Raw genomic sequence first — 17,272 nt, 5'->3', positions numbered from 1 at the left:
ATGTATTAGAAAATGCTTTGCCGGTCTTTTCTATTTGCTCAAGGACAGGCCATTTTAGCAGCAGGCTTTTCCTCTCGCATCAACTCCAGACGGCGAGACAGACAGCAGAGCCAACGCCAATCGTTGTCAGCGTTACGGGCCATCCGACGAGAAAAAATTCCCTGAAACGATAGGGGCCAAGCGCATAGGCCAGCAGATTGTTGTGATGCCCGAAGGGCGTAAGAAAATCACAAGAGGCCCCAATTGCGACCGCCATCAGCAACAGCGCTGGCGGCAGGTCTGCTGAATGGGCAAGCTCAATGGCTATGGGCACAAGCACCACCGCAGTGGTCGCATTGTTGACAAAGGGCGTGATACAGACCGCCAGCGCCAGCATGATGACTGTGATCAGCGCAGCATTGGCCACCGGCAGACACGCGATAATGGTCTTGGCAATGGTTTCTGCTGCGCCCGTCGTCGCAACGGCCTCCCCCAAGGGCAGCATGGCCATCAGAAGCAAAATGATAGGCCAATTCAACCGCTTGAGCGCTTCCCGCATATCGAGCATACCGCCGACCAGATAGCAGACCAGCACCATACCATATGCGATTTCAGGCGGCACATCGGCGAAGGCGGCAGCCAACAGCCCACAAAGGAAGATGACCGATGTCCAAAGGGTGTGTTTTCTTGCGGAAAAGAGCCCCCCGCTGGAGACAACCGAGACGAGACCAGTATTGGTGATCGCGTCTTGCACAGCCTCTGCCTGCCCTTCAAGATGCAGAATATCCCCCACCGACAGCCTGAATTCATCTAGCGAGCCCTCGACCCGTGGTGACTGGGTCGCAACCCCGATGACGCGGATCGCCTGCTCCGAAAATTCACCAATATTGGCAATAGCCGACCCTTGCAGAATGCTGAAAGGCATGATTGCCGCCTGCGCTTGCACCTGATCGGCCCCTCCTGTTGTGGAGCGGGCCAAAGATGAACGCGCTGGCGTCAAGGTTCCTGTAGCAAAGGCCTCTTTCAGCAAACCCTCGTCCGCTTCGACCAACAGACGGTCATCTGGTTTGAGCCCTGTTTCGGCCCGAAGGGGAAAGAGCCTGCGCTCTTGTCGCAAGACGCTGTCTATCTGCCCCTCGATCATGGCTTCGACGGTCTCTACCGTCCAGCTCTCTTTACCGGCGATAGGGCAAAAGACTTCCGTTACCATGCGGTGTCCAATTGGCTCCTCGCCCTCTTCTTCTTGCCTATCGCTTTTAAGAATGCGCGGTGCCCACCAGACAAGCAGACCCAGCCCCACTATGGTGATAGCCAAGCCGGTTGGCAGAAAGTCAAGAAAGCGAAATGTCCCGGTCTGATTGATCTGGCTATTTAGCAGAGCCTCGCTGACAACCAGATTGGGCGGCGTGCCGACCACCGTGCACATGCCCCCCATCAGGGTGGCAAAAGACAAGGGCATCATCAGGAGCCGTTGGGGAATATGATGGCGTTGGCTCAGCACGAAGACCATGGGCAACATCAGCGAAAAAGCGCCAATATTGTTCATGACCGTTGAAAGCAGGGCGCCCACCCCGCACAGCACCAGCATGATGGTATGCGGTCGCTTCAACCTTTCGCTCAGAAATGCCGCCACACCGTCCAGCAAGTGGCTGGTCTTTAGCACTTCCACGATGAGCAGGATTTCCAGCACCGTTATAACGGCTGGATTGGCCAGACCGGAAAAAGCCCGATCAAAGGGCACCAGATGCAGCACTATTCCAATCGCCAAACCGACCAGAGCGACAATTTCAACCCTGAACCAGTCACGCGCGAAAACCACGAGCATCGAGACAAGGAGCCCAAGGATAAGGATCTGATCTATCGTCACCAGCTTGCTACTTTCACAAGTGATTTGCCCGATGGGCAATGCCCATCAAGCATAGTGGATCAGTCACGATCTTGCGAGCACTAGGAACAGGATGGTTCATACTGTCGCAGTGGTCCTGCGGACCGGTTGCGTGGATAGACTACACGAGCCTCGCGAGCCTCCTTTCTCCTCACCCCTGCCTCGTCCTCATTCTCGGGGAAGAGCGTCCAGACTTTGGGACGGAATGTAAGCATGTCCTGTTGTCCGGCGGGATGGTCTATTGGGACATCCACCTCCACATGATGGCCACCTGATCCGACGAGCAGATCCAGCCTGCGTGTGCCTGCCATGCGGCGGCTCGCAATGATTTTGCCAACAAGGCATGGGCTCCCATCATCGACGAGTTCAATCTGATGCGGACGGAAAAAGAGAAGCGCAAGCCCGATCTGATCACTGGCAAGACCTGTGGGCTGCCCTCCGAGCCAGATCTGGCCCTGCCCCAGATGCACGGGCAGTTCGGATGCCTCCCCGATAAAGCGATGCACAAATGGTGCAGCGGGATGATCATATACCTCGTCAGGGGAGCCGACCTGCTCGATCTGCCCCTCATTCATGACGACGACCCTATCGGCCAGTTCCAGAGCCTCTTCCTGATCATGGGTGACGAACACGGTGGTGTGCCCTGTGCGATCATGGATTTCGCGCAGCCAGTGGCGCAGGTCCTTGCGCACCTGGGCATCGAGCGCACCAAATGGTTCATCCAGAAGCAAAACCTTCGGCTCGATCGCCATGGCTCGTGCCAAAGCCACACGCTGTCGTTGCCCGCCGGAAAGCTGGGCAGGATAGCGCCTTTCAAGACCGGTAAGCTGAACCATATTGATGAGATCCATGGCGCGCATCTCGATCTCCCGTTTGGGTGGTCTGCTTTCGCGTGGCCTGACCGATAGTCCGAAGCTCACATTCTCCAACACCGTCATATGCCTGAAAAGGGCATAATGCTGGAAGACAAAGCCGACCTGCCGCTGCTGGATTGGTTTTCCGGAGGCCTCTTCGTCGCCAAAGAAAACCTGACCAGCGGTGGGCGATTCCAGTCCGGCAATCAGGCGCAGGAGCGTTGTTTTTCCTGATCCTGAAGGACCGAGCAGTGCGATCAGTTCCCCGGCATGGATCGCAAGGGAAATGTCTCTGAGAGCAGCGGTGGCGCCAAACGCCTTACTTACATTTTGAATGCCAAGATCCATGACAGACCTCCCATTGAAATTGCCTAGAGGCACTTGGTGATCAATCGGCATAGCGACGCTCGATTGCGGTTTTGAGAACAAGGGTGACAAGAGCCAGCCCCACCAGCAGCGAGGCAACGGCAAAGGCGGCGGCAAAATTATATTCGTTGTAGAGAATCTCGATATGCAGCGGCATGGTGTCCGTGAGGCCTCGAATGTGGCCAGATACGACGGAGACTGCCCCGAATTCGCCCATGGCGCGGGCGTTACAGAGCAGCACGCCATAAAGGAGCCCCCAACGGATATTGGGCAGCGTGACATGCAGGAAAGTCTGCCACCCACTTGCCCCAAGGCTGAGCGCAGCTTCCTCGTCGGCCGATCCCTGATCCTGCATCAGTGGAATCAACTCTCGTGCGACAAAGGGAAAGGTCACAAAAATCGTGGCCAGAGTGATGCCCGGCACCGCAAAGAGTATTTCGATCCCCCAGCCCTTCAACCATGGCCCGAGCACGCTGCCCGAACCGAACAGAAGCACATAAACCAGCCCGGAGATGACCGGAGAAACAGAGAAGGGCAAGTCGATGAGCGTGATGAGAAAGGCCTTGCCGCGAAACTCGAACTTGGCGATGGCCCATGCGGCTGCGACACCGAATACCATGTTTAGCGGAACAGAAATCGCAGCAACCAGCAACGTCAACCGAATGGAGGCCAATGCATCAGGGTCGAGAATGGCCTGAAACCAAGCCCCTACGCCATTGCGGAACGCTTCTGAGACCACAACAACCAGCGGCAGGAACAGAAACAGTGCCAGAAAGAGGAAGGCAATGGCCATGAGCACCAGTCTGACCAATGGAGTTTCGGCCGTCGCCGACTGGATGGAAATGGTTTGATCAGCCATGGCCGAACCTCCCCCTGCTCCATGCCTGGATCAGATTGATGATCAAAAGCATGAGGAATGAAATGGATAGCATCACCACGCCGACAGCAGTTGCTGCAGCATAGTTGAACTCCTCCAGTCGAATGACGATCAGAAGAGGCGCGATTTCAGAGACATAGGGTATGTTGCCTGCAATGAAGATGACCGAGCCATATTCGCCAATGCCGCGTGCCATGGCCATGGCAAAGCCCGTCAGGATCGCCGGAAGCAATCCGGGCAGGAGCACACGCCTCACAATATCAAGACGCGATGCGCCCAAGGTCGCGGCCGCTTCTTCTATCTCCCGGTCGACCTCTTCCAGCACAGGCTGGACGGTGCGGACGATGAAAGGCAGACCAATGAAGACGAGCGCGACCACGATCCCTGCGGGGGTGAAGGCAACCTTGAAGCCGAAATCTGCCAGCCATGCGCCGATCATGCCGTTGGGTGCATAGAGCGTTGCAAGGGCGATCCCGGCGACAGCTGTGGGCAGCGCAAAGGGCAGATCAACCACAGCATCGACAATGCGTCGACCCGGAAACCGGTAGCGCACGAGGACCCATGCGACGACAAGGCCGAAGACCGTATTGATCAGGGCAGCCAGCACTGCGCTGCCGAAGCTGATTTTAAGAGCGGCGATCGTGCGCGGATCGCTCGCCAAAGCCCAAAAGGCGTCCCAACCAAGGTTGGACGAGTGCCAGACCAGTCCCGACAGCGGGATCAGAATGACCAATGAGAGATAGCAGACCGCGAAGCCAAATGTCAGCCTGAAGCCCGGGATCACACCCGGCTCGCGGAAGTGCCATCTACTGCTTTGCACAGTAGCAGTCATGTTAGCGCTCCGGCTTGTAGATCTGATCGAAAATGCCACCGTCGGCAAAGAAGGTCGGCTGCGCTTTCTTCCAGCCACCGAAATCATCAACAGTGACCAGCTTGAGATCAGGGAAGCGCGTCATGTCCTGCGGGTCAGCCAATTCTGGCTGATAAGGGCGATAATAGTGGCGGGCAGCCAGACGCTGACCATCCTCGCTGTAAAGGCCCTCAAGATAGGCGGTGGCGATCTCGGTCGTGCCCTTGTGTTCGACATTGCCATCAACCAGAGCAACCGGAGGCTCGGCCTTGATGGAAACGGACGGAACAACAATTTCAAACGCCCCCTCGCCCAGCTCATCAAGAGCCAGAAACGCTTCATTCTCCCAAGCCAGCAGCACATCACCAATAGCACGGCGAACAAAGGTGGTCGTAGCGCCGCGCGCGCCGGTATCCAGTATCGGTACATGCCGAAACAGATCGCTTACATACTGCCGCACGCTGGGCTCATCGCCCTTGTAAGCCTTTTGTGCCCAGGCCCAAGCGGCAAGGAAGTTCCATCGGGCGCCGCCGGATGTTTTCGGATTGGGCGTAATCACCTCAACGCCATCACGCACCAGATCGGCCCAATCGGAAATGCCCTTGGGATTACCCTTGCGCACGAGAAAGACGATGGTTGAGGTGTAGGGCGCGCTGTTGTTGGGAAGCCGTTCACGCCACGCCGCGGAAATTTTGCCGGTCTTCTCGGCAATCGCATTGATGTCGGCTTCCAGAGCCAGAGTGACAACATCAGCTTCTAGCCCGTCGATAACGGAGCGGGCCTGCTTTCCGGAGCCACCATGGGACATGCGAATGGTCACCTTGTCTCCGGTTTTTGCATTCCAGCTGTCGATAAACAGCTGATTATACTCCTTGTACAATTCCCTCGTCGGATCATAGCTCACATTGAGGAGCGTGAAATCCGCTGCGGCTACCGGTGCAGCAAACCCTATGGCTATCGCCATGACGGCAGCCGCGGTGATACTTCGATATCGAGTCATGACAACCTCCCTGAACACAACCAATACCCTTAATCTCTATCTATTTAGTAGTGTTAGTCAAGGAATTTATGCATCACTCGAATTTACCTTATGCGATCAATGGGATATCAGCCTTTTCAGGGTCAGCTATTGCGTCTGCGATTGTCGTATTGTCAAGAATTTTGCGCGTAGCATCAGTCACTTTGGCAAAAACTTTACGGATCTCGCAGGCCTCTTCGTCGTCGCAGCCATCGCATTTGCGATAGGCCATCTTGCTCAGGCATGGCAGCGGTGCGATCGGTCCATCTATGATACGCAGGACCTCGCCAAAGGTGATCTCATTCGCGCCTTTAAGAAGCAGATAGCCCCCCATTTTCCCGCGGCGGCTCTGAACGATGCCGTGCCGTTTAAGATCCAGCAGGATCTGCTCGAGAAACTTTTTCGGGATATTCTGAGAGGAGGCAATATCGGAGATCATGGAGACTTCATCATCATCCAGCCGCGCCAGCGCGAGCAGCGCCCTGAAGGCATATTGTGCTTTCTGCGATATCATTTCGTTCCAGTCTTCCCTGATCAACCGGCTCTATTCTAGCAAACCCCATCGGTTTAGTCGTCATTAAATCTCATAAATTAAAGAGATTGAGGTCTAACTTGCAAGGCAGGGGTGCTAGCGTGCATTCCGACGATGATTTTCCCTCCCGGATTCATAACAACTCCACCCATCGAAATGAGCTATCATTAGGGCGCGCTCTATGGTGCCTTGGAATTGCTCTGAAGGTGTTGAGGCGAAACAGTCAGGTCCTTCTCGAAATAAAATCGCCGAAGTCCGCCTCCTACCGTCTTTAAGGATTCTGTTTGTGCCGTTTTCTCGGCTGATAAAATGTAGCCAGACGAGCGATACAGAGCCAGCGCAGCCTCTTGGATTTCCGACGTACTGAGCACAAGGCGTGCTCGGCCAACCTCAACAGTCAGTGCCTCGGCTCTGGCTAAAAGCGTGCGACCAAGCCCCTTACCTCGCATTTGCGGCGCAACATACATGCGGCGAAGCTCCATGGCGTCGGTGCCAGATTGCTCAAGTCCAAACATTCCGCACAGGCAGCCTTCTGATTCAGCGACATGGAATAGTCCCTTATGCTCAGAATAATAGTCTTCAATGCGTTCAATTTCTTCAGCGAGGGATCGTTGGATATATGCTTCGAAAGCAGCTTCCATTCCGGGTGGGGCCAGCAATCTGTTGACCTTTATAAAAAGGTCGGCAACCTCTTCGGTGTCAGATTGCCGGAATGCTCGAATGGTCCATTTGGTGTCGTTACCTATCACAGTTGGTCCTTTCCAATTTCATTGCAGCGCATGATGCTAGCCATCGAAACCCATCGTCAGTAGGTGGCAAATAGCTTTTGACACGATTACTAACTCTGCCAATTTACAGCATTGTCACTCGGCCATCACTTGGCCATCGCGGAAGCGGAGAAGGCGGGCATCAGCTTCGGGCTTCAACCTGCCTTGCAAGATCCATCAGATCATCCGCGACATAATCCTTGATGATCGTATAGCCTCCGGTGAACCCACGCTCATCACGAAGCCGCTCGAATATCCGCTTGGCCGTGTGACGCTGTTTGCGGTGCACGACCTTGTCTGATTCAAGCCATCCATCGATGATCGCCGTAAAGCCATCAAGCTTGGGCCGCCTGACCTCTTTCTCACGCCGGTATCCTAGGGGTATCGAAAATGCAACCAACTTGCGAACACTGTCGCGCGAAATACCGAAATGACGAGCCGCCTCCCGCTGGCTCATGTGTCAACTGTTGAGGCGCGCAATGACAGCTCATCAAGAGCACGCTGACGCTGGACATTTTCACACAAACAGCAAAAGTCTTACCTGCTAGACGAGCTGTTCGGAATGAAGGAGTTCGAGCCTTTGGGCCGCGCCCGAGAAAACTTTCAGCAAACCGATCTTCCTCATGTGTTTACTGAAGGCAGTGGCATTGTTGAGGTTTAGGGTCTTATCCCTTTCAGAATTTCCTGCTGCTGTTCCATCCACTCCCATTCTTCGGCTCCTGATCCCAGTCGCATTTGGACAAGGTGTTGGCTCGCAACTTAATCACTTGATTAATTCACTTGACTTATTCACTTGGTTAAGTTTACATAACCAACCATGGAACAGAGACAAGATACCAGCCAACGCGGCCAGCTCACCCGACAAGCCCTCATCGAAGCAGGATGTCTGCTGTTCGGACAAAAGGGGTTTCACCTCACCAGCACTCGAGAGTTAGCGAGCGCTGCCGGTGTCAATCAGGCACTGATCGGCTTCCACTTTGGCGGCAAGGAAGGGCTTTACTCAGCCGTTCTGGATTATGTTGAAGCTCAGCTTTCTGCGCGACTGATGCCATCCAAGGATACGGTGCATGGCCTACAGGCGTCAGAAGGCACCCCGGAAGAGCGGACCATCTGCTCTCTTGCCATCGGCGAGATGATTGACAACCTTGTCGACGTGCTGATCGAGCCAGAGCTTGAGACATGGGTTTGCGTCATCTTGCAGGAACAGCAGGAGGACAGTGCTGCCCATGAGCGGGTTTTCGAGAATTTTGTCGCGCCGCATTTCGCATGTCTTCTAGACCTTGTCTCCCGACTGCGCCCCGACAGCAGCGAAACGGACAACAGGCTGACGACGACCATCCTGATCGGTCAGGTTCTCGCCTTCCGCCCTGCACGATCCCTGATCCTGAAACATATGAAATGGGAAACCATAGGCCCGGAACAGGCGCGCGCCATCAAGGATGCCGTGCGCAGAAACGTGACGCTGCCCCTTGTTTCCCGGAAGGAATGACAACCGAGAAAAACGGCCATAGTGACCGGTTGAAAAGTCAAGTCGGTTGTACAAATCAAAGGAGATGACACATGCCTTCAGCAGAAATGACCCCGCAGTCCCCTTCTCTTCCTTTGGATGGTCCCGGCCCTCTTCTCGATGCCGCTACAGACCTTGTCTGGAAGCCCGATTATGAAAATGACTCGTGGTTTTACTTCGGACAATATGAGGTCAACGGGGAGACCATAAACTATCTGTTCCATGCGATGATCATCCCGCTGCCGGAAATAGGCGATGCGGTTCAGCTGATCGTGGCCATCTCCAACGAGACGACCGGCTGGTACAAGGCAGATGATCGCATCATGCCGCTGAGCAAGGCCGAGGTCAAAGAAGGTTTCGACATCAAGATGCCAAACGGTTTCATTCGGGGCACATTGGGCAACATCGATCTGGAAGCCACCCTTGGAGACGGCAGCGGCAAGATTGCCCTGCATATCGCGGCGCCCGGGCCGGTCATCTACAATGCCGGTGTGGGCGAATTTACCGGCATGGATATGCATATCCATCAATATTCGATCCCTCGCCTCGCCACCTCAGGAACCATCGAGATCGAAGGCAAAAGCTATGAAGTGGAAGGCACAAGCTGGTTTGATCGCCAGTGGCAGCTTCTATCCAAGGTTCCTGTCAGCAAACTGAAATGGAGCTGGATCGGAATGACACTCGATACCGGCGAGGCGCTAAGCGTCTGGTCCTGCCCGATGCAGCCAGGCGGCAGCCCCCGCGCGTGGGCCACTCTGCTCAAGGCCGACGGCACCCAGATGGTCATCCCCGTTGATCCCACACTGGGCGCAACAGGGGAATGGAAAAGCGACGTCACCAACTATCGCTATCCAACCCACTGGACTGTTCGCATTCCGGAAATGGATGCTGTTCTGGACGTAGCCCCTCGCCCGCTGAAACAGGAAGTGGTTTCCAAAGAGGCACCGGTGTTGAGTAAATATGAAGGTGCCAGCAGGGTTACTGGCACGTGGCAGGGCAAATCCGTTACTGGCTTTGGCTATGTCGAACTGGTCGGAAACTGGTCATAACAGTTCCCATATCAAAAGCCTTTGCAGCGCAGTTCCAAATTGCGCTGCAATCCTTTGCTTGTTTGAAGACCGCTTCGCACCTGCAGCACCTGCATCTGTGCCGATTTCTGCCTCTCACGTGATCTGTACCCCAACTCCCCTCGTTCAGGAAGGCACTCGTGCTCGGAAAGGGGCAGGAGAAAGATCTACAGGAGAGGATAGATTGGTGATTGGCTTTTCGGTTGTTATCACAGATATGAACCGGTCAAGTCGGGCTCCGCTTTTTCAGCAACAACAAACGCCCAACTCTCTTATTCTCGAATGCTCAAGTTGAGGTTAGGTACTTAGCTGATAGGTTCTTCAGCCCTTGGAGACAGGAGATCTGCTCCTTCACTTTTTTCTGCTGTGGGCGAGAACCACTGAACGGTCAACATGCCAGATATAACAAGACAAACTCCCACCAGACGACCAAAGCTGATTTCTTTGACCGGCAGGTTCAAAAGACCGAACTTATCCATGAGCAATGAGACACATATCTGACCGGCAATGACCGCAACAATGAAGCTCGTGGCTCCTATACGAGGAACCAAAAGCAGGGCTGAGGTTACAAAAATTGTTCCGGCGACCCCACCAAGCCAAGCCCAGAATGGGACTTCTCCAAGATGCGGAATTGTTGGAGCTGGAGCGTGCGCTAGAATAAGAACTGGGATAGCTACTATCAAGCTTACAACAAGTGAAACAAAGGTTGCCCAAAGTGGGTGGCCCAGTGCACGACCAAGTTCTGCATTGGCCCCTGCTTGCAAAGACACCAAAGCGCCTGCGACCAGAGCGACCAACGCAAGCAAGAAGGATGGAAATTGAAACGGCATATATAACTCCGATTGGCGATCCAGAAACTGGATATCTATGTCATGAGGTTGATTTTTATAAACGTGCTAGCTGGTTTTCTGCCTCGCCCTGACCAATGCCTTCTCCAAAACGGCAAGCAGGCGATCAACATCTTCTTCTGTCGTGGCCCAATTCGACACGCTAATTCTGAAGCCCGAGCGTCCCTGCCACGCTGCGGCACCAAACCAGGCTTCGCCAGAATTCTGTACTTCATGGATGATAGCAGAACAAAGCGCCTCATCCTCAGGAAGTGTCACAAAAACCTGATTGAAATGAACATCATGCGGCACTTGAAAACCAATGCGCTCAACGCCGAATTTCACTTTCTTGGCTAGAGCGTGAAATCGATCAATCATGTCAACAAGGCCATTCTGACCAAGGGAGAGAAGAGCGGCATATGTTTCAGCTCCACGCGCTGAACGGCTAAATTCCATAGCCAAGTCGGACGGCCCCGGCTCTGATGGAGGCAGATAGGAAGCTCCGATGGCCATGGACTCTCTCATGGTGTCCGGGTGGCGACATAGTGCAATCCCGGAATCATAGGGAGCATTCAGTGTCTTGTGTGCATCAACGACCCAACTGTCAGCGCGCTCCAGCCCATCCAGGTTATGGCCCATTTGCTTGGAAACGCGCGTCCAGAGACCGAAAGCGCCGTCGATGTGAAGCCAAGCTCCAGCAGGCTCACACAAATCGGCAATTTCAGCGACCGGATCCATGGCGCCCGAACAGACATTGCCTGCTTGTGCCAAAACCAACGTGCGGTCATCCAATATGGGTATTGCCGATGGGATCATTCGCCCCTGATCATCAACAGGGACAAATTCAATCTTGTCGGAGCCTAGACCGATCATCCGCAGCGACTTGAGGACCGTTGCATGGATCTCTGCACTGGCCACGATTCGAATATCGGGGGCACCGATCAGTCCTCGTTCCCGCCTGTGTCCCAAACGTTCCAGCAGAACGTCCCGTGCCGTTATGAGCAAAGAAGCATTCGCAATCGTCGCCCCAGTTGTAAAGGCACCCTGTGTTTCTTTAGGCAGGCGCAAAAGCTCCTTAACCCAGCGGACAGCAACCGTTTCCATTTGGACAACGGACGGGCCGGTTGGCTTGTCTGCAATCTGATCCCACCCAGTCAGCATAGCTCTCGCGGCGCTGGGAGCAGGCAGGGCCCCTCCCACAACATAACCAAAATACCGTCCCGCAGCGCTCGCCATTGTCCCCTCAGACCCGATGATCTCCATCAGGTCAAGTATGCTTTCAACGGGCTGGCCAGTAGTAGGCAGATCGAAGTCAAGCGCGTAAAGGCCTGTTGTTTTGGCCTGAACATGTCTGCTGGATAGCTGACGAAGATATTTCGCGCCTCGGCTTGCTCCTTCTTGCAAAGCAAGGGCCTGACGTTCTAATGATGTTAAAGATACGGTCATACGTCACCAACCTATATAGAAAGTTATCTATATTGATAATCGACAATATGAATGACGAGTCAAGTGCCAAAATGTTTGCGGCTCTTTCCAGCCCGGTCAGACTTCGCATTCTCCTGTGGCTTCTTGAGCCGAGAGCTCATTTTCCAGAGCAGCAGGACGGAGACCTGGTTGACGATGGGGTTTGCGTTGGCTTTATCACCGAAAAAATCGGACTGACCCAGCCAACCGTCAGTGCGCATATGAAAAAACTGGCGGAAGCGGAGCTTGTTACGAGCAAGCGCATTGGTAACTGGATTTTCTATCGCCCTCAGCGGAAAAAGCTGAAGATACTTGGCAACTGGCTGCTTTGTGCTGCGGATAACAGCTCAGTCGAAAACTCTACCAAGTAAGCGGCGCCTGAGATTTAAAGCCATTTGGCAATGCCATTTTTAGCTTTGACTAGCGCAAGTTAGAATCGGTTTCCCAACAATTGCAAAAGTTGGATTGACTTACTGGCGCACCGACGTTCTAGCGTGTGATATCCTCGATGTGGATCTGTTCGGCAGCGCATTGTTGAGAGTGAAATGAGGTCAAGAGATGAAGTCGATTGCCGAGATCACACATATTGCCGCCGACCGTCATGGAGGCTTGCAGACGGTCCAGAGCCGACTGTTCCACCCCAAAGAGCCCAGCGACCTGGCCTTGATATCAAATGACCGATGGCTTGCTGGCATGACACGCTGCATATTTCGCGCAGGGCTGGACTGGTCCTTGATCGATGGCAAGTGGCAGGCCTATGAAGCCGCATTAAACGACTTCGATCTCGATTTTTGCCGCTCGCTGACAGATGAGGATCTCACAACAATTGGCAGCAGAACTGATATTGTCGGCAACAAAGCCAAACTTCACTCTATTCCCCAAAATGCGGCTTTCCTGACCGGTTTGGAGCAAGAGCACCCATCGTTGGGGGCTTATTTCTCGGCCTTCGGAGCTGAAAACTTCTCAACACTCCTGATGCTCTTGAAAAAGAACGGCAGTCGTTTGGGCTATCCAACCGCCTGTTATTTTCTGCGCTTCATGGGCGTAGACGGCTTCGTCCTCGGTAAGGATGTCGTCGCAAGGCTCATCGCGGAACATGTGATTGAGACATCCCCCACTTCACCAAAGGCGCTGCAAAAAGTGCAAGATGCCTTCTCGGCATGGCGAGATGAGCGCGGCTACGCGTTTAGCGAAATCAGCGGCATCCTTGCTCTGTCGATTGACGCGTGATCCCACAGCCCTATCGCAATAGACTGCATGAAGAGGGTTCGAGTTCTGGTTTGGTTGCACGCACAACAGGCGAACGGCTTGACATTACCGAACCTGTACAATATTTTCAAAATTGAACATATCGTACAGATCGTATCTCTTGATGCTTCAGCTTAGCCTTCTTGCCCCCATTTGCCGCTCGTTCGTGCGCCTTCTCCCCGGACAGGTGGAGGTCGTGCTACATGACCTTACAGCCAACCGCATCGCTCTTATCGAGAACAGTTTTTCCCCTCGACAAGCAGGAGATGAGAGCCTCAGCGACATCGCAGACTTCCAGTCTGAATTACGGGACGATGATACGATTGGGCCTTATACGAAATCCAACTCCGACGGGACCCGCTTGCGGTCGGTCTCTGCGCTTTTGCGCAATGATGAGGGCCATCCAGTCGCCCTTCTCTGCATAAATATGCGGGTGGACGCCTTGGAAATGGCGCGCGATGTGTTGGCCGCCTTCACCCAAACCGAACCCGCCCCAACCTCAGATTTACTGCGCAATGACTGGCGCGAAGTTGCCAATGCCATTATCTCGGCGACGCTCACGGAGCTGAAACTCTCATTCAATCAGCTCAAGAAGCAAGATCGGGACCTCATTGTCGAGCGCTTGATCGGCGCTGACATATTCTCGGCCCGCGGTGCCGTCGATTATGTCGCCGAAGCCCTTGGCGTCTCCCGCACCACCCTCTACTCCCACATTAAAAAGAACAAGCTGCCTCTCGATTAACCAGAGCAGCACTAGGAGCCAGCCATGACATTGTCCCGTTCCATGCGTGATTTCAGTTTGGAAGTTTTTTTCTCTGAATGGGAATTCAAGGCGAAGTACCACATGACAGCATCAGACATGGAGAGCCTGTCTGTTGCAGATCTGCTGGCGATGGCCAGCCCGGAAGACCGTGAGGCCTACCAGTCTCTCTGGTTGGGCTATACCCAGACATGGGGCGCGCCGGAGCTGCGAGACGAGATCGCCAACACCTACGAGCGCATGACTGCAGAGAATATCCTTTGTCTGGCCGGTGCCGGTGAAGGCCTCTATATGGTGGCCAAGACATTATTGGGGAAAGACGATCACGCCATTGTCCCGACACCCAATTATCAAAGCGCAGAGACCGTGCCGCTTTCCATTTGCAAGGTTACTGGTCTGCCTTTGCAGCAAGGGACTATGAAAGGCGGATGGGCCCTCGATCTGGATGCTTTGCGTGACGCGATCCGGCCGAACACCAAGCTGCTCTCGCTCAATTTTCCTCACAACCCGACAGGCCTCATTATCCCCCGTGCCGACCTTGAGGCGATCATTGCAATCTGCCGAGAACATGATATCTGGATTCTGAGTGACGAGGTTTATCGTGGTGTGGAACTGGATCCGGAAAATCGTTTGCCACAAGTTTGCGATCTCTATGAAAAAGGTATTTCACTCAATGTGATGTCAAAAGCCTACGGCCTGCCGGGTTTGCGGATTGGTTGGATCGCTTGCCAGGACAAGGCGCAATTGGAAAAAGTCGAGCGCTATAAGCATTATCTTTCCATCTGCAATTCGGCTCCCTCAGAACAACTGGCGCTGATTGCCCTCAAGGCAAGAGACCAGATCCTGACGCGCAATCGTCAGCTTGTTGCAAGAAACGTCACCGATCTGGAACAGCTCTTTGCCGACTATCCGGGCCTCATCGAGTGGACCCGCCCTCTGGGGGGTTGTGTGGCATTCCCCCGCTTCACAGGGCCAGAGGGAGGGGAAGCCTTCTGCCGCAAATTGCTGGATGAGAGTGGCGTCCTGCTATTGCCCAGCTCTATCTACGCTTCAGATCTGGGCGAGACGCCAGCAGACCACTTCCGCATCGGATTTGGCCGGGATCAGGTTGTCAAAGATGGCATCATCGCCATGCGCGGCTTCTTTGAAACCCATTATGCTGATTTCCGGGCTTAGCTCCCGATACGGTCAGAGAAGAGCCGCAGGTACATTCCTTGCGGACTTCGCGGTCTATCACGCTTGATGCTGAGTATCTTCGACATCAAGATCGTGCCAGCGCTTGAGTGCTGCGGCATATCTTGGCATGACGTCAGGCATGATTGTCTCACCCTCTTGGGGGCGTTTCACTCCGAAGACGTAATTGGGAAAGTTGAGCGGCTTCTGTATTTCCCAGATTGTGTCGTGCTCCTCGGGTGGCAAAATACGAGCCGGATTACCTACCGCGATCCAGCCAAGAGGAACCACCGTCCCTCTTTCAAGTTTCGTTCTGAGATGAACAATAGCATTGACACGCACTTCGCATTGCGCCTCAATTTTTGCCCCGTTGAACACCGAGCAACCGGTCGCCAGAAAGACGTCATCGGAAATCGAGCAGCCAGTCAAATAGGCGCGCGGACCAACCAGCACATTTCGCCCGATCCAGACCGGGTTGTCACGGACACCCCGGATCACGGCAGTGTCCATAATGACGGTATTTTCCTCAATAATGACCGCACCACTTTCAGCGGTGATGACCGCCCCGAACCCTACTGAGCAGTTGGCGCCTAGCGTGACATCGCCGCAAATCGTGGCATTGGGCGCAATCCGACAGGAAGGATCAATCACGGGTGATTTGCCGTTATGCTTCAGAATCATGCGACTTCTCCATTTTTTCTTTCCGGCGAATTTCTGACCCAACGGGACAGGCCTCTCCCCGGCAAATTCCATGGTCACAATGGCGGCACATGTGGCGCGCATGTGTTTCGTCCTCGACGAGATTGATCAAGAGGGAAGAAACAATCCGATCGAGTGCCTGACGATCATCATCGGACAGAGGACTAAGGATTTTGGCAATCCGGTCGAGGCGAAATTTGCCGAGTGCAGCAGCAATCTGCTCTCCCTCTTTTGACAGCGAAAGCAAGCGTTCTCGCCCTGACATGTCCTGCTGTTGAATCAGCTTTTCACTTTTCAATCTCTGGACGAGGCGTGTCGTTGCCGACTGCGTCAGCCCAAGAATCTGAGCAAGGGACGTGACCGAGATCGGCTGACGATGGAACAAGGTAACCAAAGCAGCGTCGCTCGAAGATGAATATTGCGGCGATGTTAGGACATCTGACAAGGCCGTAACAAGTGCACCGACTTTATTCGCGACAAGATTTATATGCATGCAGAATACATATATCATCTCACCAATCATAGCAAGCTCTTTATGCAATTAGACCAGATAATGAACCAGATCAGAATTCATGATGAAGAGCGGAGAGTATCAGAGGTTAGCCAATACTGTAACTACCGAGCTTGAACCTGCAGGCCACAAGTCCGACGAAGAAACGCCAATCAGAGGCGGCGGTACCCACACATCGACATTGCGAGCACCAAAACAATTCCCCGCACATAGTTGGATGTAGAAATTTATCCACACAAAATCGACCACACGTAGATGAGGCTTTTTTGCACGAAATATTTCTGGTGAGTTTTTGGTGAGTTTTTTGTTTTTCACCCGAAGGGGAAAGACCTAACCTATTGAAAAGGTTGGTCGGAGTGAGAGGATTCGAACCTCCGGCCCCTGCCTCCCGAAGGCATAATTTAAGGTGCAAGTAGTTTGAAATCATTGAGCTTTTGTTTTCTTCACTCTTTGCAAATGCCCATGCTTTCATACCGTTTCATGGGCTAATCATGGGCTGTTTACTCGCTTATCCGCGATAGGCCTATTTCAGCATAGAGAGCTGGTCCCAGGCATTTGGACCATGTGTTAAGGTGGATCGCCTGAACAGAAAGACGATCCGAAATGACGAAGAGAAAACGCTACTCTGCCGACTTCAAGGCCAAGGTTACGCTTGAAGCAATCCGCGAAGAATTGACGCTTTCAGAGCTGTCGAAGAAGTATGATGTCCATCCCAACATGATCAGCGCTTGGAAGCGAACTGCGATTGAGAATATGGCGTCAGGCTTTTCAAAGGGCAAGGAAACCGAGCATCAGGGTAATGATGCCGAGATTGCCCGGCTGCATGCCAAGATCGGCCAATTGGTTGTGGAACGAGATTTTTTATCGGAAGCCTCTGTTCTGCTGGGC

Annotated in this window: 18 protein-coding genes and 1 pseudogene; 7 read left to right on the top strand and 12 right to left on the bottom strand. The window is 53.7% G+C overall.

The genetic code is table 11. From position 1 onward, the window contains the following. Positions 1-79: 79 nt before the first annotated feature. From BM258_RS00095 to BM258_RS00060, 8 genes and pseudogenes are all read right to left on the bottom strand, one after another. Positions 80-1,846, bottom strand: coding sequence for an SLC13 family permease (locus BM258_RS00095; RefSeq protein ID WP_090067619.1), 1,767 nt, complete (start codon positions 1,844-1,846; stop codon positions 80-82). A gap of 80 nt (positions 1,847-1,926) precedes the next feature. Continuing rightward, on the bottom strand, positions 1,927-3,066 hold the full coding sequence (locus BM258_RS00090) for a sulfate/molybdate ABC transporter ATP-binding protein (protein ID WP_090068863.1): 1,140 nt from the start codon (positions 3,064-3,066) through the stop codon (positions 1,927-1,929). Between the two features lie 40 nt (positions 3,067-3,106). Further along, positions 3,107-3,943, bottom strand: coding sequence for a sulfate ABC transporter permease subunit CysW (gene cysW / locus BM258_RS00085; protein ID WP_090067617.1), 837 nt, complete (start codon positions 3,941-3,943; stop codon positions 3,107-3,109). Continuing rightward, positions 3,936-4,793: a sulfate ABC transporter permease subunit CysT gene (gene cysT / locus BM258_RS00080; RefSeq protein ID WP_090067615.1), complete on the bottom strand. Its 858-nt coding sequence runs from the start codon at positions 4,791-4,793 to the stop codon at positions 3,936-3,938. The genes cysW and cysT overlap by 8 nt, the downstream gene beginning before the upstream one ends. 1 nt (position 4,794) lies before the next feature. After that, positions 4,795-5,775, bottom strand: a complete 981-nt coding sequence (locus BM258_RS00075; RefSeq protein ID WP_244544574.1) for a sulfate ABC transporter substrate-binding protein — start codon at positions 5,773-5,775, stop codon at positions 4,795-4,797. A 124-nt stretch (positions 5,776-5,899) separates the two neighbouring features. After that, the gene (locus BM258_RS00070) at positions 5,900-6,343 is read right to left on the bottom strand and encodes an RrF2 family transcriptional regulator (protein ID WP_090067611.1); all 444 of its coding nucleotides are present in this window, start codon (positions 6,341-6,343) and stop codon (positions 5,900-5,902) included. A 197-nt stretch (positions 6,344-6,540) separates the two neighbouring features. Continuing rightward, positions 6,541-7,110, bottom strand: a complete 570-nt coding sequence (locus tag BM258_RS00065) for a GNAT family N-acetyltransferase (RefSeq protein ID WP_244544540.1) — start codon at positions 7,108-7,110, stop codon at positions 6,541-6,543. 202 nt (positions 7,111-7,312) lie between these two features. Beyond that, positions 7,313-7,585 (bottom strand): annotated as a pseudogene (locus BM258_RS00060) (IS21 family transposase); the annotation flags it as partial. 360 nt (positions 7,586-7,945) lie between these two features. On the opposite strand from BM258_RS00060, the gene BM258_RS00055 reads away from it, so the two are divergent. Both BM258_RS00055 and BM258_RS00050 read left to right on the top strand, forming a co-directional pair. After that, positions 7,946-8,617, top strand: a complete 672-nt coding sequence (locus BM258_RS00055) for a CerR family C-terminal domain-containing protein (protein WP_090067609.1) — start codon at positions 7,946-7,948, stop codon at positions 8,615-8,617. Between the two features lie 71 nt (positions 8,618-8,688). Beyond that, positions 8,689-9,684: a lipocalin family protein gene (locus BM258_RS00050; protein ID WP_090067607.1), complete on the top strand. Its 996-nt coding sequence runs from the start codon at positions 8,689-8,691 to the stop codon at positions 9,682-9,684. A gap of 323 nt (positions 9,685-10,007) precedes the next feature. Here BM258_RS00050 and BM258_RS00045 read toward each other — a convergent pair whose 3' ends face one another. Then, complete coding sequence (locus BM258_RS00045) at positions 10,008-10,532, bottom strand: DMT family transporter (protein ID WP_090067604.1); 525 nt, start codon at positions 10,530-10,532, stop codon at positions 10,008-10,010. Between the two features lie 66 nt (positions 10,533-10,598). Continuing rightward, positions 10,599-11,975 (bottom strand): pyridoxal phosphate-dependent decarboxylase family protein, encoded by a 1,377-nt coding sequence (locus BM258_RS00040; protein ID WP_090067601.1) that lies wholly within the window; start codon positions 11,973-11,975, stop codon positions 10,599-10,601. 47 nt (positions 11,976-12,022) lie between these two features. Here BM258_RS00040 and BM258_RS00035 point away from each other — a divergent pair, with 47 nt between their 5' ends. The 4 genes from BM258_RS00035 to BM258_RS00020 all read left to right on the top strand — a co-directional run bounded on the left by BM258_RS00035 (position 12,023) and on the right by BM258_RS00020 (position 15,177). Beyond that, entirely contained in the window at positions 12,023-12,364 is a 342-nt protein-coding gene (locus BM258_RS00035) for an ArsR/SmtB family transcription factor (RefSeq protein WP_090067599.1), read from the top strand. A 187-nt stretch (positions 12,365-12,551) separates the two neighbouring features. Further along, positions 12,552-13,223 (top strand): DNA-3-methyladenine glycosylase I, encoded by a 672-nt coding sequence (locus tag BM258_RS00030; protein WP_090067597.1) that lies wholly within the window; start codon positions 12,552-12,554, stop codon positions 13,221-13,223. A gap of 142 nt (positions 13,224-13,365) precedes the next feature. Further along, on the top strand, positions 13,366-13,983 hold the full coding sequence (locus tag BM258_RS00025; RefSeq protein WP_090067595.1) for a helix-turn-helix transcriptional regulator: 618 nt from the start codon (positions 13,366-13,368) through the stop codon (positions 13,981-13,983). A gap of 24 nt (positions 13,984-14,007) precedes the next feature. Then, complete coding sequence (locus BM258_RS00020; RefSeq protein WP_244544539.1) at positions 14,008-15,177, top strand: aminotransferase class I/II-fold pyridoxal phosphate-dependent enzyme; 1,170 nt, start codon at positions 14,008-14,010, stop codon at positions 15,175-15,177. 57 nt (positions 15,178-15,234) lie between these two features. Here BM258_RS00020 and BM258_RS00015 read toward each other — a convergent pair whose 3' ends face one another. Then, complete coding sequence (locus BM258_RS00015; RefSeq protein WP_090067593.1) at positions 15,235-15,855, bottom strand: gamma carbonic anhydrase family protein; 621 nt, start codon at positions 15,853-15,855, stop codon at positions 15,235-15,237. Continuing rightward, positions 15,839-16,396, bottom strand: a complete 558-nt coding sequence (locus BM258_RS00010; protein ID WP_090067591.1) for a MarR family winged helix-turn-helix transcriptional regulator — start codon at positions 16,394-16,396, stop codon at positions 15,839-15,841. The genes BM258_RS00015 and BM258_RS00010 overlap by 17 nt, the downstream gene beginning before the upstream one ends. A gap of 591 nt (positions 16,397-16,987) precedes the next feature. Here BM258_RS00010 and BM258_RS00005 point away from each other — a divergent pair. After that, on the top strand, positions 16,988-17,272 hold a 285-nt coding region (locus BM258_RS00005), incomplete at its 3' end, for a transposase (protein ID WP_139229173.1).

The sequence above is a fragment of the Cohaesibacter marisflavi genome (genome assembly GCF_900115225.1).
Lineage (GTDB): Bacteria > Pseudomonadota > Alphaproteobacteria > Rhizobiales > Cohaesibacteraceae > Cohaesibacter > Cohaesibacter marisflavi.
Note: the sequence above shows the minus strand (reverse complement) of the source record. Positions and strands in the feature narration are given on the sequence as shown.